This is a genomic window from Paenibacillus sp. PL2-23 (genome assembly GCF_040834005.1).
Classification (GTDB): domain Bacteria; phylum Bacillota; class Bacilli; order Paenibacillales; family Paenibacillaceae; genus Pristimantibacillus.
In genome coordinates, this window is record NZ_CP162129.1 from 4,521,300 (window position 1) to 4,546,644 (window position 25,345).

At 55.0% G+C, this 25,345-nt stretch carries 24 protein-coding genes and 1 pseudogene; 7 read left to right on the forward strand and 18 right to left on the reverse strand.

What is annotated here, in order from left to right:
- Positions 1-103: 103 nt before the first annotated feature.
- Positions 104-2,629 (forward strand): beta-propeller domain-containing protein, encoded by a 2,526-nt coding sequence (locus AB1S56_RS20145; protein ID WP_340868907.1) that lies wholly within the window; start codon positions 104-106, stop codon positions 2,627-2,629.
- A gap of 377 nt (positions 2,630-3,006) precedes the next feature.
- Here AB1S56_RS20145 and AB1S56_RS20150 read toward each other — a convergent pair whose 3' ends face one another.
- Entirely contained in the window at positions 3,007-4,251 is a 1,245-nt protein-coding gene (locus AB1S56_RS20150; RefSeq protein WP_340873803.1) for an IS110 family transposase, read from the reverse strand.
- Positions 4,252-4,638: 387 nt separating this feature from the next.
- Here AB1S56_RS20150 and AB1S56_RS20155 point away from each other — a divergent pair, with 387 nt between their 5' ends.
- Both AB1S56_RS20155 and AB1S56_RS20160 read left to right on the forward strand, forming a co-directional pair.
- A complete protein-coding gene (locus AB1S56_RS20155) occupies positions 4,639-5,541 on the forward strand; it encodes a 26S protease regulatory subunit (RefSeq protein WP_367903475.1) in 903 nt (300 codons plus the stop codon).
- A 30-nt stretch (positions 5,542-5,571) separates the two neighbouring features.
- Positions 5,572-6,441, forward strand: a complete 870-nt coding sequence (locus AB1S56_RS20160; RefSeq protein ID WP_340873751.1) for a tetratricopeptide repeat protein — start codon at positions 5,572-5,574, stop codon at positions 6,439-6,441.
- 259 nt (positions 6,442-6,700) lie between these two features.
- Here AB1S56_RS20160 and AB1S56_RS20165 read toward each other — a convergent pair whose 3' ends face one another.
- From AB1S56_RS20165 to AB1S56_RS20205, 9 genes and pseudogenes are all read right to left on the reverse strand, one after another.
- A complete protein-coding gene (locus tag AB1S56_RS20165; RefSeq protein WP_340873750.1) occupies positions 6,701-7,303 on the reverse strand; it encodes a response regulator transcription factor in 603 nt (200 codons plus the stop codon).
- Entirely contained in the window at positions 7,300-8,442 is a 1,143-nt protein-coding gene (locus AB1S56_RS20170) for a sensor histidine kinase (RefSeq protein ID WP_340873749.1), read from the reverse strand. Before AB1S56_RS20170 ends, AB1S56_RS20165 begins: the two co-directional genes overlap by 4 nt.
- 117 nt (positions 8,443-8,559) lie before the next feature.
- Entirely contained in the window at positions 8,560-9,615 is a 1,056-nt protein-coding gene (locus tag AB1S56_RS20175; RefSeq protein ID WP_340873748.1) for a fatty acid desaturase, read from the reverse strand.
- A 173-nt stretch (positions 9,616-9,788) separates the two neighbouring features.
- Positions 9,789-9,974, reverse strand: a complete 186-nt coding sequence (locus AB1S56_RS20180; RefSeq protein WP_340873746.1) for a hypothetical protein — start codon at positions 9,972-9,974, stop codon at positions 9,789-9,791.
- Positions 9,975-10,166: 192 nt separating this feature from the next.
- A pseudogene (locus AB1S56_RS20185) lies at positions 10,167-11,284 on the reverse strand (RNA-guided endonuclease InsQ/TnpB family protein).
- Positions 11,285-11,383: 99 nt separating this feature from the next.
- Complete coding sequence (locus tag AB1S56_RS20190) at positions 11,384-11,707, reverse strand: spore germination protein (RefSeq protein WP_340869947.1); 324 nt, start codon at positions 11,705-11,707, stop codon at positions 11,384-11,386.
- Positions 11,691-12,305, reverse strand: coding sequence for a spore germination protein (locus tag AB1S56_RS20195; RefSeq protein WP_340869945.1), 615 nt, complete (start codon positions 12,303-12,305; stop codon positions 11,691-11,693). Before AB1S56_RS20195 ends, AB1S56_RS20190 begins: the two co-directional genes overlap by 17 nt.
- A gap of 460 nt (positions 12,306-12,765) precedes the next feature.
- Positions 12,766-14,004: an aminopeptidase gene (locus tag AB1S56_RS20200; protein WP_340869944.1), complete on the reverse strand. Its 1,239-nt coding sequence runs from the start codon at positions 14,002-14,004 to the stop codon at positions 12,766-12,768.
- A gap of 45 nt (positions 14,005-14,049) precedes the next feature.
- The gene (locus tag AB1S56_RS20205) at positions 14,050-15,048 is read right to left on the reverse strand and encodes a YafY family protein (protein ID WP_340869943.1); all 999 of its coding nucleotides are present in this window, start codon (positions 15,046-15,048) and stop codon (positions 14,050-14,052) included.
- A 142-nt stretch (positions 15,049-15,190) separates the two neighbouring features.
- Between AB1S56_RS20205 and AB1S56_RS20210 the strand changes: the two genes are divergently transcribed.
- Positions 15,191-16,102 (forward strand): SDR family oxidoreductase, encoded by a 912-nt coding sequence (locus AB1S56_RS20210; RefSeq protein WP_340869954.1) that lies wholly within the window; start codon positions 15,191-15,193, stop codon positions 16,100-16,102.
- A gap of 167 nt (positions 16,103-16,269) precedes the next feature.
- On the opposite strand, the gene AB1S56_RS20215 is transcribed toward AB1S56_RS20210, so the two are convergent.
- The 3 genes from AB1S56_RS20215 to AB1S56_RS20225 form a co-directional block, all read right to left on the reverse strand.
- Entirely contained in the window at positions 16,270-17,139 is an 870-nt protein-coding gene (locus tag AB1S56_RS20215; protein ID WP_340869942.1) for an SDR family oxidoreductase, read from the reverse strand.
- Between the two features lie 21 nt (positions 17,140-17,160).
- Positions 17,161-17,961, reverse strand: a complete 801-nt coding sequence (gene speD, locus AB1S56_RS20220) for an adenosylmethionine decarboxylase (protein ID WP_340869941.1) — start codon at positions 17,959-17,961, stop codon at positions 17,161-17,163.
- 151 nt (positions 17,962-18,112) lie between these two features.
- Positions 18,113-19,126 carry an ion channel gene (locus AB1S56_RS20225; RefSeq protein WP_340869940.1) on the reverse strand — a complete coding sequence of 338 codons (1,014 nt, stop codon included), beginning with the start codon at positions 19,124-19,126 and terminating at the stop codon, positions 18,113-18,115.
- Positions 19,127-19,255: 129 nt separating this feature from the next.
- On the opposite strand from AB1S56_RS20225, the gene AB1S56_RS20230 reads away from it, so the two are divergent.
- Positions 19,256-19,927, forward strand: a complete 672-nt coding sequence (locus tag AB1S56_RS20230; RefSeq protein WP_340869939.1) for a PspA/IM30 family protein — start codon at positions 19,256-19,258, stop codon at positions 19,925-19,927.
- Positions 19,928-19,933: 6 nt separating this feature from the next.
- Positions 19,934-20,455 carry a DUF4178 domain-containing protein gene (locus tag AB1S56_RS20235; RefSeq protein WP_340869938.1) on the forward strand — a complete coding sequence of 174 codons (522 nt, stop codon included), beginning with the start codon at positions 19,934-19,936 and terminating at the stop codon, positions 20,453-20,455.
- Between the two features lie 67 nt (positions 20,456-20,522).
- Here AB1S56_RS20235 and AB1S56_RS20240 read toward each other — a convergent pair whose 3' ends face one another.
- From AB1S56_RS20240 to AB1S56_RS20260, 5 genes are read right to left on the reverse strand one after another with little or no spacing between them, the layout of a single operon-like run.
- Positions 20,523-20,915, reverse strand: coding sequence for a DUF350 domain-containing protein (locus AB1S56_RS20240; protein WP_340869937.1), 393 nt, complete (start codon positions 20,913-20,915; stop codon positions 20,523-20,525).
- Entirely contained in the window at positions 20,912-21,541 is a 630-nt protein-coding gene (locus AB1S56_RS20245) for a signal peptide protein (protein WP_340869935.1), read from the reverse strand. Before AB1S56_RS20245 ends, AB1S56_RS20240 begins: the two co-directional genes overlap by 4 nt.
- Positions 21,542-22,735: a glutathionylspermidine synthase family protein gene (locus AB1S56_RS20250; RefSeq protein ID WP_340869934.1), complete on the reverse strand. Its 1,194-nt coding sequence runs from the start codon at positions 22,733-22,735 to the stop codon at positions 21,542-21,544.
- Complete coding sequence (locus AB1S56_RS20255) at positions 22,732-23,427, reverse strand: hypothetical protein (protein WP_340869932.1); 696 nt, start codon at positions 23,425-23,427, stop codon at positions 22,732-22,734. Before AB1S56_RS20255 ends, AB1S56_RS20250 begins: the two co-directional genes overlap by 4 nt.
- A gap of 27 nt (positions 23,428-23,454) precedes the next feature.
- Complete coding sequence (locus AB1S56_RS20260; RefSeq protein ID WP_340869931.1) at positions 23,455-23,667, reverse strand: hypothetical protein; 213 nt, start codon at positions 23,665-23,667, stop codon at positions 23,455-23,457.
- A 190-nt stretch (positions 23,668-23,857) separates the two neighbouring features.
- Between AB1S56_RS20260 and AB1S56_RS20265 the strand changes: the two genes are divergently transcribed.
- The gene (locus AB1S56_RS20265; protein WP_340869929.1) at positions 23,858-24,970 is read left to right on the forward strand and encodes an AI-2E family transporter; all 1,113 of its coding nucleotides are present in this window, start codon (positions 23,858-23,860) and stop codon (positions 24,968-24,970) included.
- Positions 24,971-25,345 lie beyond the last annotated feature (375 nt).

The window sequence follows — 25,345 nt, forward strand, 5'->3', positions numbered from 1 at the left end:
CTCCTCATCGAAACAATTATCGAGGTCGCCTCGTCTATTGATTACAAGCTCAAACAGCGTGCATCCACAATTGCGATATACACAACAAAAAGGAGGAACCCCCGTGAACAAAAAAGCTATGCTGGCCGCTTGCCTCACCTTGACGCTCTGCGTTGCGGCGACCCTGCAATGGGCCAAGCCTGCTGACACCGCCTCGGCGCAAGAAGGAATTAAGGTGGTCATCGAAGGGAAACCGCTTACCCTGTCTACTCCGGCGTTCATTGAGAACGGCTCTACCTTGGTTCCCGTCAGGGAAATCGCTGAGGCGTTAGGCGCTGAAGTGACCTACAAGGAGACGGACAAAGGGGCGCGGACCGTGCGCCTCACTCGCGGAGCTCGCGAGGCGCTGCTGACGATCGGCTCCACAACGATGGAAGCCGGCGGGAAGCGCGTAACGCTTAACGCGTATCCTCGAACCGTAAAGAGCATTACGATGGTACCGCTCAGAGCAATATCCGAATCGCTTGGCACGGTCGTTACATGGGATGGCATCCAACGAATCGTCTCCATCGATGAGCCGCTGCAGCTGCCCTCCATTGGCTCTGAGAAGAAGCTGGCAGAGCTGCTGCAGCATATGGCGGAGCAGCGGACATCTATGACACTCTTCGGCGCAGAAGACGGCGCAATCAGTGCCCCAACCTCCTCGGCTGTAGACAAGGCGGCGGCAGCGCCTGAAGCCGCCCCGGCTGCCTCGGACGACGGCGGTGCTGGCAGCGACTACTCGCGGACCAATGTGCAGGTGGATGGCGTGGACGAGGCGGACTGGGTGAAGACGGATGGGAATTACATCTATCAAATCAGCGGCTCGCGCGTCGTCATCGCGGATATAGCCGATCCGGCCAAGCCTCGCCTCACGGCGGAGTTAAGCTACTCCAGAGAGGAAGGCTTCCAGCCTCAGCAGCTCTACATCGACGATTCCAAGCTGCTAGTCATTGGCTCGAAGACACTGTACGACAACGCCTCCCATTCAGGAGGGACGGCAGAGCCTGCATCGCCATCTGAAGGCTCTGCGACTCGCAGCGGCTCAGGCGATTCGTCGGCCAGCAGCCCGGTAGATGACGCTGCCGTCAGCGGCAAGATGGCGATTATGCCAATCTATTCGCACAAAAGCATGGTTGTAGCTTATGTATATGAACTCGGCAGCGACGGCAAGCCAACGCTCACCCGCCAGCTTGAGCAAGAAGGCAGCTATCTGTCTTCTCGCAAAATCGGCAATGCCCTGTATCTGATTACGAACAAATACACCTATCACTACGGCATTTATGACATGCCGGCCACGAAGAGCGAGCAAGCCGCGGGCAAGCTGGCCGCCGCTTACGAGCCGAGCTTCCGGGACACCGCTGTCTCGGATGAGCTGCAGACCGTAAAGCTTAGCGACATCCGCTACTTCCCGGAGCCTGTAGACAATTCCATGATGCTGGTTGGCGCCGTTGACCTTGGCCAGCCGGAAGGAGCGCTGCAGGTATCCGCTTATTTCGGCGCTGGCGGCACAATCTACGCTTCACAGAGAAATCTGTACACCGCGCAGACGGTGTATGCCGAAGAAGACGGCAGCTACAAAGGAACCACCAAGCTGCATAAGTTCCGTCTCGACAACGGCAGCATCACATATATCAGCGAAGGCTCTGTGCCTGGCGCGCTGCTGAACCAATTTTCGATGGATGAGCATGAGGGCTACTTCCGCGTCGCATTGACCAAAGGCGATATGTGGGCTGCCGGCGAGGCCGGCTCCACGAACAACGTGTATGTGCTGAACGAGAAGCTGGAGACGGTCGGCAAGCTGGAGGGGCTGGCCCCTGGGGAGCGCATCTATTCGGTACGCTTCATGGGCGACCGCGCCTACATGGTAACCTTCCGCAATGTCGATCCGCTCTTCGTTATCGATCTTGCGAATCCGGCGAAGCCAGGGGTGCTGGGACAGCTCAAGATTCCGGGCTACAGCGATTACCTGCATCCATACGATGAGAATCATCTGATCGGCTTCGGCAAGGAAACGATCGAGCTGCCGTCCGGAGGCATGAGCCAGGACGACACAATTGCTTATACTCAAGGCATGAAGCTCGCATTATTCGACGTCACCGACGTGACGCAGCCGAAGGAGCTGTTCAAGGAAATCATTGGCGATCGCGGCACGCATTCCGAGCTTCTTTATGATCACAAGGCGCTGCTGTTCTCGAAGGACAAAGGACTGCTGGCTTTCCCTGTTGAGCTGTACGAGGTCAGCAGCAAGGCGCGGGAAGAGGCTGGCAGCTCCCCGGCTTACGGACAATTTACGTATCAAGGCGCTTATGTCTATGGCATCGACCTGAAGAAGGGCTTTCAGCTTCGCGGCCGCATCAGCCATCTTTCGGAATCAGAGCTGGCGCAAGCGGGGCACTACGGGTATGACTATACCAAGACGGTTCGACGGATACTGTATGCGGGAGACACGCTGTACACCCTGTCCGAGGCGATGCTGAAGGCGAATCGGATGGATAATCTGCAGGAGCAGGGCTCGCTTCCCTACCCGCACGATCCCGGCTACGGATATGGCCATGGCAAGGTTGGCGTTCCCATGCCGATTGATCCCATGCCGGCCGTAGAGCCGTAAGTAACAAGAAGAGTCGCTGCGATCCCGAATCGCGGCGGCTTCTTTGTTTTGCCATATTATAGGAGACCATTACTGTTATTTTCTGCTATAATGAGAGAAGCGCTATTCATATAACAGGATAAAGGATGATGGCCATGTCCGATCACAACAACCGCGATGATCTGGCGGAACGACGCCGCAATAAGCTCAAGGTGCTGCAGTTCGACAAGTCCAGCGGTATGATGTCAAGTCCCTGAATCGGTCGAATTGGTAATTTTCTTGGCTGTAACAGCTGGGAGTGCCGAAATATGGACGCATCAAACTAGACCCAGTTGAAAATCGAGTGTAATTCCAAAATTTAACTGGGAATTAAGCTAAGGACTTTGGCAAAGGAGGCGTTAATCCTTCGCAGGCGTCACCTTCCTTCGTGGCGTATAGAGTTGGCCGTTGCGTAGCAGCACATCGACCAGACGCACAAGTTTTCTTGCCGTTAAGACGAGGGCGCGTTTATGTTGGTGCTTAGGAACTTCTTTAAATTTCTTTCGGTAGTATTCACCAAATTCTTCATCGCGGTTTTTCACCGAGTTGGCAGCTTCAACCAGGTAATAGCGAAGGAATCGGTTGCCGGATTTAATGCGTTTCGTATCTTCTGCCTCGAATGCGCCAGATTGTTGTCTGCGCCATGTAAGTCCGGCATACTTGGCAACAGCGGCTTGATCACTGAAGCGTTCGATGTCGCCGAGCTCAGCTAGGATACCGGCAGCGTAGACGCGATCAATGCCGGGAACGGAACGCAGGCAAAGGGCTCCTGGAATGGTCTCTAGAATCTTCTCGATCGCCTTGTCCAAATCTTTCAGTTGAGCCTGGATGCTTCGAATGGCTTGGATCGATGTGCCGAGTACAAGGTCAATGGAGTCCTCAACCACCTTGGAGAGGCGGTAGGAAGCTCTGGCGGCCTTTTGTATGCAGGCAGCAACGTTCTCGGGATCTGGGAAGCGATTGCGCCCTTTGTCCCGTAAGTAGTCAGCCAGATCGCCAACCTCCTTCGTCGCGATGTCGTCTAGGCTATACTTCTCGGACAGCATCTCAAGGATGGCATGGCCGAATACAGAGCTCTCGACTTCGGTCGTAAAGGCGTTGCACTTGTAGAACAGGCTCTGTAAGAAGTATTGCTTCTCGCGCGTCAGGTTGTGGATCAAGTGAAATCGCATGCGCGTCAGGCGCTGGAGCGCGACATACTGCTCCTGCATGACGACGGTGGTCGTCAGTCGCCCGAAGCGAAGGCGATCGGCGATGACCCAAGCATCTAGCCTGTCGGTCTTGTCCAGATCGGGATAAGCATCTCGGAACTTGCTGACCAGCTTTGGATTAATCGTGAAGACCTTGGCGCCCCGCTCTCGGAGTGAAGCGTCCTGATGCAAGTACATGGCGGGATGCCAGCTGTACACCGAAGTAGACTCGAGACCAATATGGATCTCTGCGATTGCATGCTTGTCCGCCAGAGCAACGATGCGGTCTCTGAGGTACGAAGCGCCTTCGAGATTATTCTTGACGGTGAGTGTCTCTAACTTATCACCGTCCACATTCATGAAACACGTTTCCAGCTCTTTCGAGCTGACGTCAATACCGACAAAAAGCTTCATTTGGAATTCCTCCTTTCGATGAGGGATAACGGGAATAGACTCTCCGGGATGCCTCCGGCGCACGCGCAGATCAATCACCCTCGCCTATAAGAACACACTTCGGTCCATGAGCTGCCTTGGTTTGCTAATGCCAAGCATGGGGTGCCAAAGGGAACGGCCAGCGGGTCAGAAGCTCAGACGCGTACCGGAGAAACAGACTTAAAAATGTAGACACGCTACAGGAGGCAAAAGAATTTCCCCGATGGATCCCTATGATCCATTGTCCAGAGGCATGCCGGAAAGTCCAGTCCCTTATTCAAATTTCAAGGTGCGAATTTACTGGAAATTGAGAAGTTCGCCTCCAGCTCCCTCGGGAGCTGGAAAATGGCTCAAAACTAAGTTCTAAAAATACTATACGAGGATGGCAAGCAGTTGGTGGAAACCGAGAAGCCAAAGGAGACGTTCCAGGACGTCGGCGGGCTTGATGATGTGAAGAAGAAGATTCGTATGAACTTCATACTCCCGCTCAAGCAGCCTGAGCTGTTCGCTGCGTTCGGGAAGGAAGCGGGCGGCAGTGTGCTGCTGTACGGGCCTCCGGGCTGCGGGAAGACGTTCCTGGCAAGGGCGATCGCAGGCGAGATCGACGCCAACTTCCTGCATATTGAGCTGCAAGCTATCTTGGGCATGTATGTAGGCCAGAGCGAAAGCAATCTGCACGACCTGTTCGAGAAGGCTAGGGAGAACAAGCCCTGCGTCATCTTCATCGATGAGCTGGACGCGATGGGCGGCAGCCGGAACAATATGCGCCAGCACCATGATCGCATGCTCGTTAATCAGCTTCTGCTGGAGCTGGACGGTCTGCAATCCTTTAACGAAGGCGTATTTGTTATAGGCGCGACGAACACACCTTGGTACCTGGATTCTGCTCTGCGCAGACCTGGCCGGTTCAACCACCTGATCTTCGTGCCGCCGCCGGAGGAAGCGGAGCGCGAGACGATTCTGGGACTTAAGCTGGCGGGCAAGCCTGTGGATCGACTTGACCTGGGGCGGATCGCGAAGGAAACCAAACATTTCTCCGGCGCCGATCTTGAGCAGCTGGTCAAGGATGCCGTTGAAGGCGCGTTGGAGCGTACGCTGGAAACCGGCGATATTCAGCCGATCGACCAGGACGACCTGCGCAAATCCGCCAAAGGACGCAAAGCAACAACGCTGGAATGGTTCGCCACCGCCAAAAATTACGCCACCTTCAGCGACGTCAACAACGACTATCAGATCGTGCTGGAATATATGAAGAACAACGGATTGAAATAACCGATTCAACAACGAGATGAGGTTATCCCCATGGAGAGAGAAACAACGGATGTGCGATATGCCCGCATATCGCAGCTGATGCAGTGGAATAGGCACAAAGAAGCGATGGAGGAAGCGATGGCGCTTCTGCGGGAGGAGCCGGAGGATGCGAACGCGTACGCCGTGCTGGGTCAAATCTGTCTGCGATTGGACAAACGGGATGAAGCGCTGCATTGGTCGCAGGAATCGCTCCGGCGAGATCCCGAGAACTCACTCGCCTGGTTCGTCCGTACGGCTGCCTACTACGAAAGCGAGAACTGGAGAGCGCTGGACGAAGCGCTGGACAACGCGCAGCGGATCGATCCGTACGAGCCTCATTATTTTTTCTTGCGGGCCAACGCATGCAATCGCCGAACCAACTATACCGAGGCGAAGGAGATGCTGCACGCGGGTCTGAAGCTAAGCCCGCATAACGCCTTGTTCCTGGCTACCCTGAGCTACACGGAGGCCCTTCTCGGCAATATGGCGGAATCCAGGCATTACGCGAAGGAAGCACTTCGCCAGGACGTGGAGCATGATCACGTCTACCTGTATTTGGGGTGGGCGGCGGAATGGCGGAATGACTATGATGAGCAGCTGCTCATGCTAAAAAACGCGATTCGGCTCGATCCGGAGAACGAGCAGATTCGCGACGCGTATTTGGAAGCGCTGCAGAAGAGCTACAAGCTGTACCGCATTCTGCTTGCTCCGACGAACCTCTTAAAGCGAATGAAGCGCTGGCAAATAGTGCTGGCCTGGATCGTCGCAGTCCTGCTCTTCCGTCCGCTTATTTTTGTTTTTTTGATCGTATATGTCATGACGTATTGGGCGACCAAATGGCTCGTTCATATTAAGGTATTCGGCTGGTCCCGGAGGCGTTAGCCTGCAAGGAAGACTAGTAGCTGGGTCGGGGGTTTTGGAGCAATTAGACGTGCCAGGAACGTCTATTCCTGCTGGGTCGGGGGTTTTGGTGCAAATAGACGTGCCAAAAACGTCTATTCCTGCTGGGATGGGGGTTTTGGTGCAATTAGACGTGCCAAAAACGTCTATTCCTGCTGGGATGGGGGTTTTGGTGCAATTAGACGTGTCAGATACGTCTATTCCTGCCGGGACGGGAGGGTCGGAGCAAATAAGCTGCCGCTCATTTGAACCAGCCCTTCTCCTTGTAACGGGTGATCGCCTCGATCCGATTGCTGACGCCGAGCTTATCCAATATAACCGATATATAATTCCGAACAGTGCCCGTCGTTAGAAACAGCTCGTTCGCGATTTCCTTCGTGTTTTTGCCGTCGGCGACCAGTTCCAGCACTTCCGTCTCCCGTTCGGTCAGCGGATTGTCCCCGCCCCCGCCATACGCCTCATCCATCAGCTCGGAAGCGTAGATCCGCTTGCCGGACATGATGCTGCGGATGGAGCTGGCCAGCTCCTCGCTTGGACTGTCCTTCAGCAAATAACCGCTGACGCCGGCTTTGACCGCGCGCTCGAAGTAGCCGGAACGGGCAAACGTGGTCAGTATGATGACCTTGCATTTCCCTCTTATTTCCTCTGCCGCCTCCAGTCCGCTCTTGGCTGGCATCTCAATGTCCATAATGCAGACATCGGGCTTATGCTGCTCCACCAGGGCAATCGCTTCCTCGCCATTGGAAGCCCGTCCCACTACCCGCATATCCTCCTCCAGATCCAACAGCGAGGCCAGAGCGCCAAGCAGCATTCGCTGATCCTCCGCGATAACGATTGTAATCATACGCTTCGCTCCTCCTTCACCGGCTTCTTCACGACTCGGGGCACCGTCATCATAAGTGTCGTGCCGCTCTCCGACCTAATGTCCAGGCTGCCGTTCACAAATTCCAGCCGTTCCTTCATACCCCTCAGGCCATTGCCTCGATAGCTGCTGAACCTGCCGACATCCATGCCGACGCCGTCATCCCCGACCGTCACTCCGAATTCATTCGCCGTCGAGAAAAACCGGATGGTGCAGCTGCCCGCCTGGCTGTGCTTCACCACATTCGTTACAGCTTCCTTCAGACACATGCTCAGCACATTCTCCGTCAGCAGGTTCGTATCGATGAGGCCATAATCGCCATCCACATGCAGCTCGATACCGGCGGCGGCCAGAATCTGGCTTACGCGATGCATCTCCTCGTCGAGACGCGCGCCGCGCATCTGCGTCACCATCTCCCGCACTTCCTTCAGCGCCGTCCGCGCCGTCTGCTGGACGTCCCGGATTTCCAGCTGCGCTTTGGAGGGATCGGAGTGGACCAATTTGCCCGCCAAATCGCTTTTGAGACCGATCAGCGACAGCTTCTGGCCAAGCGTGTCATGCAAATCCCGAGCGATCCGCTGCCGCTCCTCCTGCTTGACGAGCTCCGCGATCCGCTTGTTCGCATCCTCCAGCTTCCCCTCCAGCTGACCCTGCTTCTTCTGGTTGTACGTATTAAACGGCAGCAGGATGACAACAATCAGGCTGATCAGAATAAAGGGAAATTGCTGGAAAAATAGCTGATTTTGTGTGACAAAGCCATAATTGACCGTGATAAACGTCGTCGTAATATGAATGGCATACAGCGTAATGAAGCCCGCCTTGTTCTGCACATTTCCGATAAAAAAAGCAAGAAATATACAGAAGTACACATAGCTGAACAGCAGCGTCATCGCGATGGAGATAATAATCTGCACGCCGGTCCAGAAATAGACTAGCCAGCCCTTGGACGCAAACGCCAGCCGATAGCAGGTAAAAAACAAAATAATCATCACAATGCCGGAGACAACCTCCGGCGTGGAGGAGGAGCGGAAGATGAAATAGAAGGGCAGAATACAAAATACGAGCCACACATATGGACTGAGTCCAGTCGCGCGGTTAAATATGTTGTACCATTTGTTCATGCTGCCGCTCATCCTCCTGCCGTCGCCGATTCCTCGGCCATTCGCTGCTTCTATTGTAGCATAAGGCCATGCTGCATGCCCTCGTCCCAGCAGGCTCTAGCCCTTACAGCGCGAGGCTTAGCTTGCTCTCCTGGGGTCTGCGGGAGCTGTGTTCCGCCGCTCTGCCGCAGGCTTGCGCAGACGGTCCCGAACCGTCCGGAAGCTGACGAAGCGCTTGCCCTCCTCGTCCCACAGCCTGAACTTCAACGACTCCAGGCTCTGCCAGATCGTAATCGTTGTCGCTTTGTGAAGCGGAGGAACGGCATCATGCGCCTGCTCCAAATAATAATTCGGCACCTTCGGGCTCAAGTGATGCACATGGTGGAAGCCGATGTTGCCGGTCAGCCATTGCAGAAGCTTCGGCAGCTTGTAATAAGAGCTTCCGTCCACCGCTGCCTGAACATAGCTCCACTCCTTGTCATGCTCGAAATACGAATCCTCGAACTGGTGCTGCACATAGAACAGCCATACGCCAAGAACGCCGGATATATAGAAGACGGGACCCTGCACCAGCAGGAACGCCTCCCAGCCGATCGCCCAGCACATGAAGGCATAGAAAGCAATAATCATCGCGTTCATATAATACGTGTTGATCTTCTCCTTGCGGCGCGCCCCCTTGCGATTGAACCGGTATTGCAGCGCAAATACAAAGATAGGCCCGATCCCGAACATAATGAGCGGATGGCGATAGAGACGGTAAGCCAGCTTCGTCGACCAGCTTGCCGACGCGTATTCGTCCACTGTCAGAATCCACAGGTCGCCGACGCCGCGCTTGTCGAGATTGCTGCTTGTCGCGTGATGAATCGCATGCGAGTTTTTCCACTGTTCATAAGGAACCAGCGTCAGAACGCCAGTCAAATTGCCGACGATGTCATTCGCCCGTTTGTTCTTGAAGAAGGAGCCATGACAGCAGTCATGAAAAATAATAAAGCTGCGAATGACAAAAAACGATGCGCCCACAGCAAACGCCAACGTCAGCCAATACGATACGGATAGACTATAATAAGCCGCCGCCCATAATACCGCCAGCGGCAGCAGCGTATTAATCATTTGCCTTATACTAACGGCGAGCGTCGAGCGCTCGTAGGGGGCTACGCTTTTTTTCAATTGCATCGTTTGATTAGGTTCGGTCATGCTGGTTCCTCCTTGGAAGTTTCCGTTTCCCGGCGCGGCGCATGAAAAACATGACACCTTCCTGCTTCGCACCTTATTATCTCCATTGTAAGAGATGGGGAGTCTCTCTCCCAGTCATAAACGTCAAGTCACCCATATGACAAATGTCATATAGGCGACTGGCTTACCGTGTTTTAGAACAAAGCGCCCGTGCTTCTGAGCCGGATATCGAAGGTCACGCTGATCCCCGCGTCCCCATAGACGTACTTCCAATCTGCAGCGTCCCAGAGGGTGTAGTGATCTTGCTTCAGCTTCTCCTGATCGACCTCCCTGCCCTCCGAGCCCCTCCGGAATGGATCAAATGGCGAAAAGTAAGGCACTCCCCTAAGCTCCAGCTTGCATAAGTCAATGACCCCCACTTAACTAACGTTTGAAGTGGAAGCTTGTAACGACCCGATCGTACGAACGTCTTGCGACTCCGATCTTTTGGCGTTCCGAAGAACGTGGTGTTACATCCTCGAGTAAGCCTTCGCCTACCAATGGGCAGATTGACAGCTGCCCTGCAAGCCTAGTCATGCTAAGCCTGCACCTTCAAGAAGGTACTCTCTTCCCTTCAGACAGAGATTCATGGCGCCGATCCGGTCGTCATTGCTTGTATATCTGCATGCCTGGCAACGAAAGCGATGCCTGCGTTTATCCGGTTTTCTTTCACCGTGTGGCGGCATAGGGGACACGCCTGCGAGGTGTGCTTCGGATCCACGGCTATCGCCATCGATCCTGCAAGCTTCGCCTTATACGTCACCATCTGACGCAGCTGATAGAACGCCCACGATACCGTCACATACCAATACTTCAGCTTTGACTTTTCCGCCCTGCGGCGGATCCCTGTCAAATCCTCCAGCACAAACAGCGTATTCGCCCCATATCGGGTAACGAGTGCCTTACTTACCTGATGGTTCACATCGGTCATCCAGCGGTTTTCTCGTTCTCCGATTTGCTTCAGCCTGCGGCGGGACGAAGCCGTTTGTTTGCGTTGCAGCTCGGAACGCAATCGTTGGTAGTTGGCTCGTTTGTGTTTGAGCTCCCTTCCTCGAAAAAACAGCGTTCTCCCCTCGGTGTCATACACCGTAGCTACAAAGTTGATGCCCAGATCAATCCCTGCAACGTGTTCAATCTCCTTAAGCTCAGGAGAGGCCATTTCCTTAGACACTGGAATATGCAAAAACCACTTCTGTTTTTTGCATACCAGCTTGGCTGTACCGAATGTCCATGTGCCGTCGAAATAGGTCTCCATTCCTTTGGCTTCGAAGGGAATCTTAATGCGGCCTTGCAGCGTATTGACGGAGAATAGCTTTGCGCTTAGCGAGTAATCCCGTCTCCAGACGAGATCGTATTCCGGCTTCTTAAATTGTACGCGTGTCCAAGCATGTCCGCTGCTCAAGATGGTCTTGTATTTAGCCCGTACCGTTTTCAATACCGACTGCGCCATTTGAGAACGCAGGCCCATCGCGCTGCGCAGGGTTCGATACGTCATTCGGTGCAGGGCAGACTGCCGGCGCTCGCTCGTCTCAAACACAAGGGCAGAGACAAAATTACAGCCTTGACGATAAGCGATCATCGTTTGTTGCAGGGCCATCATTTGACTGTCTGACGGTTTGATTTTGATTTTCGCCGTCACGGTAACGATCATATGTTCGCCTCCTCACTATACTAATTTTAGCATAGTAGGGAGAACAAGAACACACCAAATATCATTCCGGCTAATGCCGGACGCCCATTCCTCCCCCGCTTATAGAAGACGGGAGTATCCTGGGCGATATTGATGAATAAATATCCACATGAGCATGATCGACAGACCAAAAAATCCGAACAAAGCAGCAGCTATAATGGTCGAGAAGCCTAAGATGCGAAGGCTTGTGCCGAATTCGCTGAGCGGCGTTACGAAGGAGGAGATTGCCGTTAAGCCAATGATGACAATCATCGTATGCGATACGAGGTGGGCTTCCACGATAGCCGTACCGATGACAAGGCCGCCGACGATGCCGATGGTCTGCGCGACGGAGGAATGAAGGCGGATGGCCGCTTCCTTCAGCAATTCAAGAATAACCTGCATCGTAATAGCCTCGATAAGGGGAGGAAAGGACTTTCACGGAATACAACACACCGATCGGCAGCACCTCGGAGTGGAAGGAGACAATGGCGATATAGATGGCGGGCAGGCTGATCACCAGGACAAAGCTGATCATCCGTACGATGCGGCTGAAGGTGCCGATGATCCAGCGATTATTATAATCGTCCGGCGACTGGTAGAAGGAGAAGAAGGTAATGGGCAGCACCAGCGCTGACGGGTAGCCGTCCACCAGAATAGCCACTTTGGTCCCGGTCCATCGGCCCATCGTCAAGTAACGAACCTTCAGCTTGGGACTCCGAATCCGGCGGCGAATCTGCAAGATGTTCGTAGCGAGACCTTCTACGAAGCCATCATGCGGACATCGACTGACCTGCTCGCCCTTGGATTCGCTAATGGAACGTCCCTCCGAAAGCGCGGTCTGATTCAGATACACCTTGTCCGAATGATCCCAAAATATCGCGCAGCCTCCGTCCAGCAACAGCTTGTCCACATGGTCCGCATCTGCTGCAAGCTCCCCCTGAAGCGGTCCGAACACCTCCTCCACCCTCTTCCGCCCTGCCTCCGACCACGTTCGCGTCACCGTCTATCACCGCCCATGTATCATTAGATACTGCTAGTATGAACCATATGGTCTGGATTTATTTTCATCCGGAGAGTGGGCCATAAAGGATAGGGACCACCATGTATGGATACACGCCAATGGCAGGGAGGAAATCCTGCAAATCTACATCCATTTATACTCATGAAGGTGGAATAGGGTGAAATTGTTGCAAAAGTGCAGGAAAATGCCTCTTAATGGTCGGTAAGAGTTGTTTTGCAAATCAAATCATGTATAATCGCAGCAATTCCATCCGTCTAAGCAATAGAATATGAAAATAATGTATTTTTGCATCAAAATAAGTCCATAAAAGAAAGGCCGCCCCGGTCATCGTCGATGACTCTCGGAGCAGCCCATAGCATGCGGATTCTAAGTTATGACAGATGCCAGCTTAGCCGGCCTTGCCAGAAGTCTTGCCAGAAGTCTTGCCAGTCCTGCAGACTTAGATCGCCCAGTTGCCCTTGCGGAACACCGGAACCATCGTGCCGTCTGCCTTGATGCCGTCGATGTCCATCTCGGCAGAGCCGACCATGAAGTCGTTGTGCGTGATGCTGGCGTTCACGCCGTTCTCTTCCAGCTGCTCAGGCGTCATCGTTTTGCCGCCAACAATATTGAACGCGTAGCCGCTGCCGATCGCGAAGTGGTTCGATGCATTTTCGTCGAACAGCGTATTGAAGAACAGGATGCCGGATTGGGAGATTGGCGATTCGTGAGGCACCAGCGCCACCTCGCCCAAATAATGGGCGCCGTCGTCCACCTCGATCAGCTTGTTCAGGATTTCTTCGCCTTCCTCGGCTTCCGCCTTCACGATGCGTCCGTTCTCGAAGGTCAGCTTGAAGCGATCGATAATGTTCCCTCCGTAGCTCAGCGGCTTCGTGCTGGACACATAGCCGTTCACGCCCGTCTTCTTGTTGACCGTGAACACTTCCTCCGTTGGCATGTTCGCCATAAACGAAAAGCCCTTCTCGTTGGTGCTGCCCGCCGCCACCCATATATGCCGATCCGCCAGCTCGACGACGAGGTCCGTTCCCGGCGCTTTGTAGTGAAGGCTGTGGAAATGGTGGCCGTTCAATATTTCCGCTTTCTCATGCAGCGTATCATTATGCTTCACCCAAGCTTCAACGGGATTGTCGGTATGCAGGCGCACGGAATCGAAGATCGCCGCCCACAGCTTGTCGACAGCCTCCTCCTCGGAGACGTCCGGGAACACCTTCTTCGCCCATTCCGCGCCAGCGGCCGCCACGACCGTCCAGCTCACCTTGTCGGATTGAATCGCTCTGCGGAACTCCTTCAGCCCTTGGCCCGCCGCCTTCTGGAACGCGGAGATGCGCTCTGAAGGAATACCCTTCAGCAGGTCAGGACTTGATGCGGTGATGGAGATAAACGCCGCGCCCTTCTCAACGAAGGCACTGCGCTTCGCAGTCTCCCAGGCCGGGAAATCGCTGAACACATGATCCGCCGCTTTTTCGTATTTGAGGCGCGCCAGCTTGTCGTCCACCCACTCTACGTGCACATTCGCCGCTCCTGCTTCGTACGCCTTCTCGGCGATCGCTCTGACCAGAGGCGCAATCTCGATGGAAGCCCCGTTCACAAAAACCTCTTGCCCCTGCTGAATATTAACGCCCGTGCGGACGATCAGCTCGGCATATTTGGCGAAATACTGCTCCATGCTCTTACTCATATGTACAACAACTCCTTGTCATAAAATACATTACGCCGCTGTCATTCATTCGGCGCCCTTCCAGTATAACACCCGCATGGCTTCGATTTCATCCTCGATCAGGCCCCTCAGCTCCGGCGGACCAAGCGCCTCTATGCCCGAGCCGTAGCGGAGCAGAATGCCGCAGGCCGATTCCATCGTCTCGAACAGCACCTCCGCCTCCGCCCAGCCCTCTCGTTCACTCTGCGCAGCAACGGAAACAGACGATACATACCTTTCTCCCTCCAGCCTGCGAAGCAGCGCTGTTTGGACTCTTACCCGCGCCGGATAACGGGGCAGCCTCTTCTTGAAATCCGACAAGGAAGACTCCCAATACGCTGCCAGCTCGAAATCTCCCGGCGGCTCGAAGCGAGCCGGCAGCGCCTCGGCGTCCAGCATGCGGGAGATGCGGAACGTACGCGGCTCACCTTCCTCGTTCAACGCCACGACGTACCAGACGTTCCGCTTCACGACCAGCCCCAGCGGCCGGATGATCCGCGCTGCCCTCCCGCCTTCCTTATCGCTGTCATAGCACATGCGGACTGCTCTTTCCTCCCAGACGGCCTCCTGCAGAATGGGCAGCAGCGGCGGCTGCTCCCTCCCGTCCCCGGCGCGTCCCGCCCCCGACGAATGCCAGCTCGCGCCGTCGATATGCAGCTTGCGCCGGACCGCCTTGGCGCTTTCCCTGGCTGACTCATTGGCGCCTGCAAGCAGTTTCATGAGCGCAGCATCCAGCGCTTCCTGACGGCCCAGCTCCCGCAGCGGATGGTCCTGGCTGGAGACGAGCAAAGCCGCCAATTCGTCGGCGTGCAGCCCCGTCAACCCCGTCCGATAGCCCTCGGTCAGCTGCCAGCCGCCTTGCGCGCCCCGCTCCGAATAGACCGGAATGCCCGAAGCGCTGAGCTCGTCCATGTCCCGCAGAATCGTCCTCTCCGTTACCTCCAGCCGTTCGGCCAGCTGCTTCGATGTCAGCCTGCCCTCCGCTTGCAGCAGCAGCACAATAGATACCAGTCTTCCCGCCCGCATGGCTCTCCCTCCAAGCTTTCTTTTTCTTGCAGTATACCATTTATATATGACAGTGGTTGTCGTATTTGGAACACTATAATGGGAAAGAACAAGAGCAGCTGCTCACATGGTTGCAAGCTCAAAAAGTTCAAAAGCCAAGGAGATGATCGTATTGAATAGTAATCAAACTCAACCCTTGAAAGGCCGGGTCGCCGTTGTGGCGGGAGCGACGAGGGGCGCCGGAAGAGGCATCGCCGTCAGTCTGGGGGAGGCGGGCGCTACAGTATATTGCACAGGACGAAGTATTACCGGCACACGCTCGGACCTGAACCGGCCCGAGACCATTCAAGAGACAGCCGAGCTGGTTACAGCTGCGGGCGGCCAGGGCATTCCCGTGCAGGTCGACCATACATCGCCACAGCAGGTTGCCGCACTGTTCGAACGCGTGGGGATGGAGCAGCAGGGCCGTCTCGATATTCTCGTCAACAACATCTGGGGCGGCGAGAAGCTCATCGAGTGGGGCAAGATGTTCTGGGAGCATGACTTGCCCAGCGGTCTGCTTGTGCAGGAGAGAGCGGTCAAGGCGCATCTCATTACAGGTTATTATGGCATCCCGCTGATGGTCGCCAATCAATCAGGACTTCATATCGAGGTTACGGATGGCATCGACTACCGCTACCGGGGCAATCTCTTCTACAGTCTGGCCAAAATATCCCCCATCCATATCGCGCAGTCGCTCGCCGAGGAGCTTCGTCCGCACGGGGTGACAGCGCTGGCGGTAACGCCGGGCTTTCTTCGCTCCGAGGAAATGCTGGAGCACTTCGGCGTCACAGAGGCCAATTGGCGGGACGCCTTGCACAGCGGCAAAGACAATGCAGAGCACTTCGTCGCCCAGGCGGAGACGCCTCGCTTCGTAGGCCGAGGCATCGCGGCACTTGCGGCTGACCCTGCAAAGTTCGAGAAGACCGGCAAGGTGCTCCCGAGCTGGGAGCTGTCCGATGAATACGGCATTATCGACATCGACGGCCGCCAGCCTCATTGGGGCCGTTACGCCAAGGAGCATGGCTTCCTGTAAGCCAGAAGCCATATGCCCGCCGGACGATGCGGAACAGCGCCATTGCGAAAGCAGACAAGGCTGGCAACCTGCACATAGCCGAAGAAGAAGCGGGTCGCTCCTTAAGGAGCGACCCGCTTCTTCTTGCTGTCTGTCATCTATCATTGCGCTTAGCCAGCTTAACCAGCTTAGCCATTCACAACTTCTCCGCCGTTAATATGGAGCATCTGCCCCGTCATATAGCTGGAATCGTCGCACGCCAGATAGACATATGCCGCCGCCAGCTCATGCGGCTGTCCAGCGCGGCCCATCGGCGTGTCGGAGCCGAAGGTCGACACCGACTCCGGATCGAACGACGCCGGGATAAGCGGTGTCCAGATCGGTCCTGGCGCTACGCCGTTCACACGAATGCCGTCAGCCGCCAGATTGGTCGCTAGCGCGCGCGTGAACGACACGATTGCCCCTTTGGTGGAGGAGTAGTCGATCAGTGTTGGGTTGCCTCTATACGCCGTAATCGACGCTGTATTAATAATGGAGCTGCCCTTCTTCAGATGAGGCATAGCGGCGATGGTGAGATAGAAGACGCCGAATACGTTCGTACGGAACGTCTGCTCCAGCTGCTGCGGCGTGATGTCCTCCACCTTCTGCCGAACATGCTGCTCCGCCGCATTATTGACGACAATGTCGATACGCCCGAATTGCTCAATGGCGGCGCTGACTACCGCTTGGGCGAACGTATTCGTGCCGATATCTCCATTCATGAGGCTGCATTGGACGCCATACCTCTCGCAAGCCTCCTTCGTCTCCTTCGCATCGCTGTGCTCGTCCTTGTACACGATGAGCAGAGACGCGCCCTCCTTCGCGTACGCCACAGCTACCGCGCGGCCGATACCGCTGTCGCCGCCGGTAATAATGGCCGTCTTGCCGGCAAGCTTGCCGGCTGCTTTGTACTGCTCCGTCTCGAAGACGGGCAGCGGATTCATCTCCGATTCGATCCCGGGCTGCCTGCCCTGATTTTGCGGCGGGAACACTTTTTGCTTCTGTTGTGTTGCAGACATAGAATCATCCACTCCCTCGTTCTACGTAATGTGATAAAAGATCTCGTCCATCTCCTGCTTCAGCCGGTTCGTGATCCTCCTCTGCTCCTCCACGCTCAGCGTATCCTTCGTATAGCCGAACAAATAATTGTTCAGATCGAATTGCTTCAGCCGGCACTTCGTATGGAACAGATTCTCCTGATAGATGTTGACGTCAATCATGTCATACAGCTCAGCTTGCTCATCCGGTATGTAATTCTGGATGGAGTTGATCTCGTGGTCGATAAACAACTTATACCCGTTAATGTCGCGCGTGAATCCTCTCACCTTGTAATCAATCATCATAATATCCGTATTAAACGAATGGATCAGATAATTGAGCGCCTTCAGCGGCGATATTTCACCGCAGGTTGAGACGTCAATATCAGCGCGGAACGTGCTGATTCCCTCGTCGGGATGATATTCCGGATAGGTGTGCACCGTAATATGGCTTTTGTCCAGCGCAAGAACCACATTGGCGGGCAGGGGACCCGGCGACTCCTCGAACGATTCCAGCGGCACCTCCACAACCGGCCCCTCGGATACAAGCAGCGTTACGCTGGCGCCTTGCGGCACGTAATCCTGCTTGGCAACATTCAGCACATGTGCGCCGATCATCTCCGATACTTGGTTCAGAATGGACGTCAGCCGATCAGAGTTGTACTGCTCGTCGATGTACGCGATGTACGCCTCCCGCTCCTCCTTCGTCTTCGTATAACAAATATCGTACATGTTGAAGCTGAGCGACTTGGTCAGGTTGTTGAATCCGTGCAGCTGAATGCGCTGCTCATGCGTAAGCTTCACATTCCTCACTCCTTTTCCCTAGGTACTATTTCCTGTTACCCTTATCCTGATTCCGCCAAACGGGGAAAAAAATAAAGGAGCGCCCGGAAGCGCTCCTCTCGTCAAAATCATCTATATGATGGTGCTAGGCCGAATCGCTTGGTCCATGCGCTTAGCCCACAATTTTCCTGTATGTCTCCTCATCGCATATCATATACAGACGGGCGTTGCTCGGAATGTCTTCGCTCATCCTCCGATTGATGCCCATGTCGCTCCGATCCGCCAACAGGGTCGCGCCCTGCTCCAGCAAGCCGAAGAAGGCGTCGCCGTACGTCCGCCAGCTCGGAGACACCGGAACCTCGTAAATATCATCGCCATGCTGCCTGCTGAGCAGCTGCCTGAACACATCTGGATTGCCCACTCCCAGCGCGGAACGAACAGCTAGCCGGGAGATAGCGTCATGCGACAGTACAAATTCATTCACCTGCACGTGCCTGAAATTGCGAATATGCTTCTCCTGCATAATTTCGACCGTCGTATGTACGTTCGGCGCGATTCTCTCGATGCTGGAGACGATCAACAGGGATTTGCCGTCGACCAGGGAGGCTTCATCGATGCGCGAGTCCCCGAAGATAATCGCCGACTTTGCCCTGCTGATCATCGCCTTTGCCAGCACCTCGTCCTCCGAGGGATCGCCACTGATGAAGTGCACCTGGTCCAGCTGCTCCAGCGGATGACGATCGGATTCATCAATAATGACGATAGCCGTCTCGGGATGATGGGACAGGATTTCCTCGACGGCGGTTTGCGCTTTTTTGCCCCAATTTATAATGACAATATGATTCTCGCCCTGATAGTTCAACTTCCCCTCTCCTCTCATGCGCTTAATGATGGCGAACGTGTCAATGATCCTGCCGATAACAAGGCTCAGCAGCCCGATGCCGAAGATGTACAGAAATATCGTAAACACCTTGCCCGCGACCGTAACGGCATAATAATCGCCATACCCTACTGTCGCCATTGTTGTCAGCACCCAATACAGCGCGTTGAACCAGCTTCCGAACGTATCCGGCTCAAGCGCATACGCTACCGTGGCGCTGAAGAACACAAACACCACAATGCTAATGGCGATCGACCTTTTGCTAATATGGTACAGCTTCGCCGACAGCAGCCTTAGCAAATGCATAGTGACTCCCCCCTCTATTTGAATACATGTATGATTTGGCATTTCGGATCATACTATCGTAGATTCGTGAAACCATGTGCCGCCGTATGCGTATAAAATTTTATCTCAATGCCATTGGAGGGAATTACCGTGTCCTTGTTCAAAAGACTTCGCGATTTAACCCTGTCCAACGTTTATTCCATGATCGAAAAAGCGGAAGATCCTATCAAGCTGACCGACCAGTATATCCGCGACATGACAGAGGATCTGCAGGACGCCGAGAAGGCCGTCGCTTCCCAGATCGCTCTGGAGAAAAAATTCAAGAAGCTGTACGAGGAGCAGGAGGCGCTTCTGCAGAAGCGGACCGAGCAATCCCACATCGCCGTTCAAGAGGGCAATCTGGAGCTCGCACGCCGCGTCATCGAAGACAAGCAAGCTGTTGAAACCAAAATGATCGAATACAAAGAGGCTTATGCCGAGAACCAGCTGCTGGCGAACAATCTGCGCGCCAAGCTGGAGGAGATGCGCAAGCAGCTCACGGACATGAAGAACAAGCGCGACACTCTTGTCGCTCGTTATCAAGCCGCCAAGACGCAGACCGAAATCAACAAAGCCATGTCCAGCTTCGGCACAAGCTCCGCCTCGGCCGGCATGAAGCGTATGGAAGAGAAGATGCTGCAAGCCGAAGCGATGGCGGAAGCAAGCAACGATCTCGCCGCCTCCAAAGGCAAATCCATCGACGATGAATTCGCCAATCTGGGCAAGAACAGAGCCGTTGAAGACGAGCTCGCCGCCCTGATGAAGCAATACGAGAAGAAGTAGGCCGCTATGGGACTGTTTGGCCGCATCCGCGGCATTCTGAAACGCCCCGAGCCGCCAATCGCGGAACGCAGCGTATTCGAAGCCGGTCCCGGCGATGTGTGCGAGGTGTCGATGGTGACTTATCAGGTCACCGGACGCACCTCGAGCCAGCGCCGGAGAAACGCTCTGCTCACGCTGCAGGACGGCTCGGATTTTCGTTATCTGCTTGTCGAAGACCGTGAAGCCATCGCCTATTCGCTGTACAAATCCATCGACGGACGTCTGGACTCCTTCACGGAAGTGCCGATGACGCTGGAGCTCGACGGACGTGTCTTCCATATGGAGGAGCAATACGTCGATTGGATTACCACCGTCGGCAAGACGCCGTTCCCGCGTCCCGGGGAGCTGTCCGTCTGGCAGTACCAATCCGATGACCGCAAGCTCATGCGCATCGAATGGCTGGACGGACGATTTATGCTCTACGAGGGCGAGGATGTGCTGACCGCAGATGTCGAATTTCTATTCGGCGGCGGACGCACCGTACGCTAAACGCAAAGACTGTCTGGCCGGGAGCCTTGAGCATCCCGCCGGACAGTCTTTTTTTTTGCTGCCAATTCTATATGATCAGACTGCTGATGGCAAACGAAAAGCCGAGATACACCGAGAACAGCATGATGCCGACCGCAACATTGCCCTTCAGCAGCTGCTCCGATATTCTGAAGCTTGGCGTCATCAGCTCGAACAGCCAGTAGGCCGCGATCAGGCAGACATACCCAACCGCGAACCATAACATCATGAACCAAATGTTCGTATTCGTATACGCGGCAACGCCCAGAATAAGCGCCGTCGAGATGAATTTGCCGCCAAGCGCAAGGCCAACGGCTACATTTCCCTTCTTCAGCTCCTCCACGTCCTTGAATGGCGTCATCAGGCTGAACACGAACATTCCCAGCAATTGAAGCACAATAATCACAAGAACGCTAACGACCAAATTCAAGACAATCGTCAATTCGCCCACCCCCGAAATTTCGAATATACGGAATCATAATCCGCAAAGTCATGTACCTCTTCCATTCGAATATTGACCGTTTGCTTCTCCGACATCGTGTTGTACATCGCTTCGTCAATCGGCTGCTTAATCCGATTGCCTGTTGGAAGCTCCACGATGGCGAAGTTGCGCGTTTCACCCTTAAACTCAGTCTTATACACGCCAACAAGGTCAACCTCGGCTGTCAAATCCACCTTCAGCTTCTCCAGGTCCGCCTGCGCGTCCGACTCCTGCTTGAAGGTTTTCAGCGTCTGCCAAGCGGACAGCCGAACCTCATTGCGCTGATCGGCATGCGTGATCATCTCTGCATCCATGAATTGGAGAATGAACACCTTGTCGCCTGTCGCATAATTGTTATCGTTCGGCATCAGCGTATTGTCTGGCAGGATGGTCATATCGCTGCCGATCAGATCGCCGACGGTACCATCGATCACCCGATAATCCCAAGGCACCCTGACAACGTCGGGATTTGAGCTCGTGCTGGTCTCGAATACGGATTGCGTGCCATTGGAGCAGGCTGCCAGCGCAAAGGCCAGAAGCAAGCCAAGGGCTAAGGTTAGATATATTTTTGGTAGACGTGCAAGCATCTATCTCACTCCTATCGCGATAAAATGGCTGGCGTTCCCCGTAATAGGCCCGCCTCCTCGGCCAAGCATGCCGCAAGGCTTTCCGTTAATAACGAACATGCCGGTCAGCAGATGGAGCTCGCCCTCCGACGTGCCGATTCGGGCAAGCTCCGCCCGCTTCTGGTACATGGTCGGGAACAAGGCGCTGGTGTCGAACCCTTCCCGGTCCTCCAGCTCCAGTCCACCAGCAGCGTCGAACAGGCGAACGGAGCCGCCTTCGCGCCCGAACATCGACTTGGACACGAAGCTGCCTTCGAATACCGCTTTGTTGTAGGCAGGCAGCATATATTGGCTGATGATCGCTCTTTCGCTTTCGTCGAACAGCTGGCCCAGCTCATACAGACCCCATACAACAGCCAGCAAGCCCTTTGATTGAAGCAGGATGCTGTGCGGGCCGTTCCAGATGGCGAGCTCCCCTGTCTCGATGGAATAAGCAAGCGCATCCCCGCCTTCATCGACGGCCATCCACTCCTTCGGATAGAGCGCGAACATGCTCCGAATGGCGCGGCCTGTGCCATCCTTCAGCACGCCTTCATCCACATACAGCTCCAAGCAATCGACACAGCTGACGTCCAGGCCGCTGTGCTTGACCAGCGCCTCAATCGTGCCGGAATCCTCCAGATGCTCGCCGTAGTCGACGCAGGCCGCCGTATCCGGCCGTTCCATCGCCCAAGCCTCCGCTATTCTCTCTCTCATTGCGAGATTAGGAGAGTCGAGACCAAGCTGGGCGCACATCCATGGCGTTGCGATTGAAGCCTCCACATAGCCCGTTGGCGTATCCGCGTTCAGCTCCAGCAGCTTAATCGCTCCTTCGTTGCTGATAGCAAAATCGAAGCGGGCGTATCGGCTAATGAAGCCCTCCTCTGGCATTGGCAGCTCGTCAAGCATCGTCCAGAGCACCTCAGGAATGCCAATCAGTTCGTATAACGCATGATTGCCATGCACATACCGGGCTGCGCGGTCGAGTACCTTCCACAAGCCGGCAGACGCCTGCTCCAGCTCCTTATAGGTTTCGCTGCTCATGGTCACGGCCTGATCGATCCAATACCGCTCATCCCCGATATCCGCCCAAGTAAAGCCTATGCCGGCGAGCTCAGCTACACGGCTTGCGCGGTCGGGAGACGGCTCCGATATAACCTCGAATACGCCGCTCATCCGCCGAAACCGCTGCTACTCTTGCCGCTGGAGACACTGGAGCCGCTAGAGCTGCTAGAGCTGCTGGAGCTCTTCGAGCCGGAGCTGATGCTGCTTGAGGTGCCCCCTATGCCTCCAGGACTGGAGGAGGTGGAGCGCCGTGTCACCGAGCCAGTCGTCGTCGACGTCTTGGGTCTGACTGTGGAGCCGACGACAGATTTATTTTGAAACGTATCGCTTGTGTAGGAGGTTGGTCGATAAGGCGTAGACGACTTATAATAATAGGTTGGCCTCTTCTTATAATAGCTGGAGGACGAGTAGCTGGACCCCGAATTGAACAGCAAATGATAGAGCAGCAGATCATCCCAGCCGAAGCCGGTGCCGTAATGATGAACGACGTTGGACCCGCCCCCGGCGCCCCCTTCCTCCGAGCCCTCGCCCTCCGGCTGGTCGGTGGGCAATGGCTGAAGCATGGGAAGATTCCAATCGATATTAGGGTCAAAATAAGTCTTCACTTCATCCGATGACCAGGATACCAGCTTAGGCTCTTCCGCCGCAGCGCCTCCACTGTTGGCGGATACGCCTGTGCTAAGCACCGCGTTCGCCAGAAGCGCCACGCCCAGAGACGTGGACAGCACGCGAAGCGGCTTGCCGTCTGCGGTCAGCCAGCGAACTGGCTGCTCCTGTGTTTGTTGGTTATCGTCTTGCGTCAAGTTGCATTCTCCTCTCTGAAGCGTTGATTAGCCCTGCATGGGAACAAGCAGCAGCTCAAGTCTTCCATGATCAAGGTTCAGACGGCCTTCCACCGTCTCATATTCTTTATTCCCCACTACGATATAATTGACGTGCTCCAGCGCGGCCACCATATTCATCGACCATTCGCGTTCCTCGATTTGATTCAATTCGCCGGTTGGGCTTTTCACCATCAGTACCACCTTCAAGCCTTGCTCCATGATGCTTCCTTCCTCCCTGCCAGTAGACTGCTGAACACTTTTGATTATAACGTATTACGTCGCGAATGTGGCAGACGTTGCACATGAATGGGATTCATTGCTTTTTCCTTCCTCCGGATCAAGCGGTTCAACCCAGCCCTCTGGCGGTTATTGAGAGATAACGAAAGCCAACAAATCATGAGGTGAGCCTATGTCCTATAAACAAAAAAGAGGTTTCAAGTGGCTGGTCGCAGCTATCCTCGTTCTGCTGCTGCTCTATTTGCTCCGGCTTAACGGGCAATTATTATGGCCTCTGTGGAAAGCGATAAGCGCCGTATTCGTTCCGCTTGCGCTGACGGGCGTCTTCTATTACATGCTGCGTCCGCTCGTCGAAGCGCTTGTACGTCGAAGAACACCGCGCGGCTTCGCGGTGCTGCTAGTATTCTTATTCTCCGGCGGATTGCTGGCAGGTGTAATCCTTACAGCAGGACCGTTCATTCGCAATCAATTCACAGACTTTGCGGCTCAGGTGCCCGACATGATTAACTTCGCCGCGGAAACGCTTGAATCGCTGCGCGACGAGCATGAAGAGCTGTCCCCTCCTATCCAGGAGGCCATCCCTAACGTAAGCAATGAGCTGGCTTCGGAATGGAATCGTTATGCTGGTTTGTTTGCGAACAGCCTCATCCGACTTATTGAGTGGATCAGCAGCGCGCTGCTCATCCTCAGTCTCATTCCGTTCATCCTCTACTATGCGCTGAAGGATGGAGAGCAGCTGACTCCGAGGCTGGTTCAACTGGCGCCGAAACGTTACCAGCACGGCATGCCCGCTATGCTGGAGGAGCTGGATGACTCGCTTGCCTCCTATATTCGGGGCAAGCTGATTGTCTCGCTGCTAGTCGGCATCATGCTGCTGGCCTGCTATCTGATCATCGGCCTCGATTACGCGCTGGTGCTGGCCTTCATCGGCATGTTCGCCAATATTATCCCTTTCTTCGGCCCCGTTATCGGCGCCGTCCCAGCCATGCTCGTCGCTCTGTTCCAGGATCCGGTCAAAGCGCTGTATATTCTGGCCATTACCGTTATCGTGCAGCAGATCGAAGGCAACTTCATCTCCCCGCAGGTCATGGGCCGCACGCTGGATATTCACCCTGTAACCGTAATCGTGCTCATCCTCGCGGCGGGAAGCGTCTCCGGCTTGCTCGGCATCCTGCTGGTCGTCCCGGCTTACGCGGCGGCGAAGGTGATTTACCGCCATGTGTCGGCGATGCGGGAGGAGGAGCAAGCCGGCACGAGAACGCATAGGGCAGAAGGGGAGTGTTAGAGGCGCGCTTAGCGCGCCTCTCCAAAACCCCCGTCGCAGCTCGAATAGACGTTTCTGGCACTTCTATTTGCTCCGAAGCCCCCGCCTCAGGACATTTAGACGTTCCTAGCACGTCTATTTGCACCAAACTACCCGTCCCCGCACGAATAGACGTTTCTGGCACTTCTATTCGCTCCCAAACCCCCGCCCCAGCTCGTTTAGACGTTTCTGACACGTCTATTTGCTCCCAAACCCCCGTCACGGCTCATTTAGACGTTTCTGACACGTCTATTTGCTCCGAACCCCACGTTCAAAGTGGAGCAGCAACACACCGCGCGTGCCGGATTTGAACGATAAATCGTTCAAAGTGGTGCAGCATCACACTGCGAGTGCTGG

Excerpts from the sequence above, each read along its gene's own strand:
- AB1S56_RS20150 (WP_340873803.1), bottom strand. The coding sequence starts at position 4,251 with ATGAAGCTTTTTGTCGGTATTGACGTCAGCTCGAAAGAGCTGGAAACG.
- AB1S56_RS20160 (WP_340873751.1), top strand. The coding sequence starts at position 5,572 with ATGGAGAGAGAAACAACGGATGTGCGATATGCCCGCATATCGCAGCTG.
- AB1S56_RS20165 (WP_340873750.1), bottom strand. The coding sequence starts at position 7,303 with ATGATTACAATCGTTATCGCGGAGGATCAGCGAATGCTGCTTGGCGCT.
- AB1S56_RS20170 (WP_340873749.1), bottom strand. The coding sequence starts at position 8,442 with ATGAACAAATGGTACAACATATTTAACCGCGCGACTGGACTCAGTCCA.
- AB1S56_RS20175 (WP_340873748.1), bottom strand. The coding sequence starts at position 9,615 with ATGACCGAACCTAATCAAACGATGCAATTGAAAAAAAGCGTAGCCCCC.
- AB1S56_RS20190 (WP_340869947.1), bottom strand. The coding sequence starts at position 11,707 with ATGCAGGTTATTCTTGAATTGCTGAAGGAAGCGGCCATCCGCCTTCAT.
- AB1S56_RS20200 (WP_340869944.1), bottom strand. The coding sequence starts at position 14,004 with ATGAGTAAGAGCATGGAGCAGTATTTCGCCAAATATGCCGAGCTGATC.
- AB1S56_RS20205 (WP_340869943.1), bottom strand. The coding sequence starts at position 15,048 with ATGCGGGCGGGAAGACTGGTATCTATTGTGCTGCTGCTGCAAGCGGAG.
- AB1S56_RS20210 (WP_340869954.1), top strand. The coding sequence starts at position 15,191 with ATGATCGTATTGAATAGTAATCAAACTCAACCCTTGAAAGGCCGGGTC.
- AB1S56_RS20215 (WP_340869942.1), bottom strand. The coding sequence starts at position 17,139 with ATGTCTGCAACACAACAGAAGCAAAAAGTGTTCCCGCCGCAAAATCAG.
- AB1S56_RS20225 (WP_340869940.1), bottom strand. The coding sequence starts at position 19,126 with ATGCATTTGCTAAGGCTGCTGTCGGCGAAGCTGTACCATATTAGCAAA.
- AB1S56_RS20235 (WP_340869938.1), top strand. The coding sequence starts at position 19,934 with ATGGGACTGTTTGGCCGCATCCGCGGCATTCTGAAACGCCCCGAGCCG.
- AB1S56_RS20245 (WP_340869935.1), bottom strand. The coding sequence starts at position 21,541 with ATGCTTGCACGTCTACCAAAAATATATCTAACCTTAGCCCTTGGCTTG.
- AB1S56_RS20250 (WP_340869934.1), bottom strand. The coding sequence starts at position 22,735 with ATGAGCGGCGTATTCGAGGTTATATCGGAGCCGTCTCCCGACCGCGCA.
- AB1S56_RS20260 (WP_340869931.1), bottom strand. The coding sequence starts at position 23,667 with ATGGAGCAAGGCTTGAAGGTGGTACTGATGGTGAAAAGCCCAACCGGC.
- AB1S56_RS20265 (WP_340869929.1), top strand. The coding sequence starts at position 23,858 with ATGTCCTATAAACAAAAAAGAGGTTTCAAGTGGCTGGTCGCAGCTATC.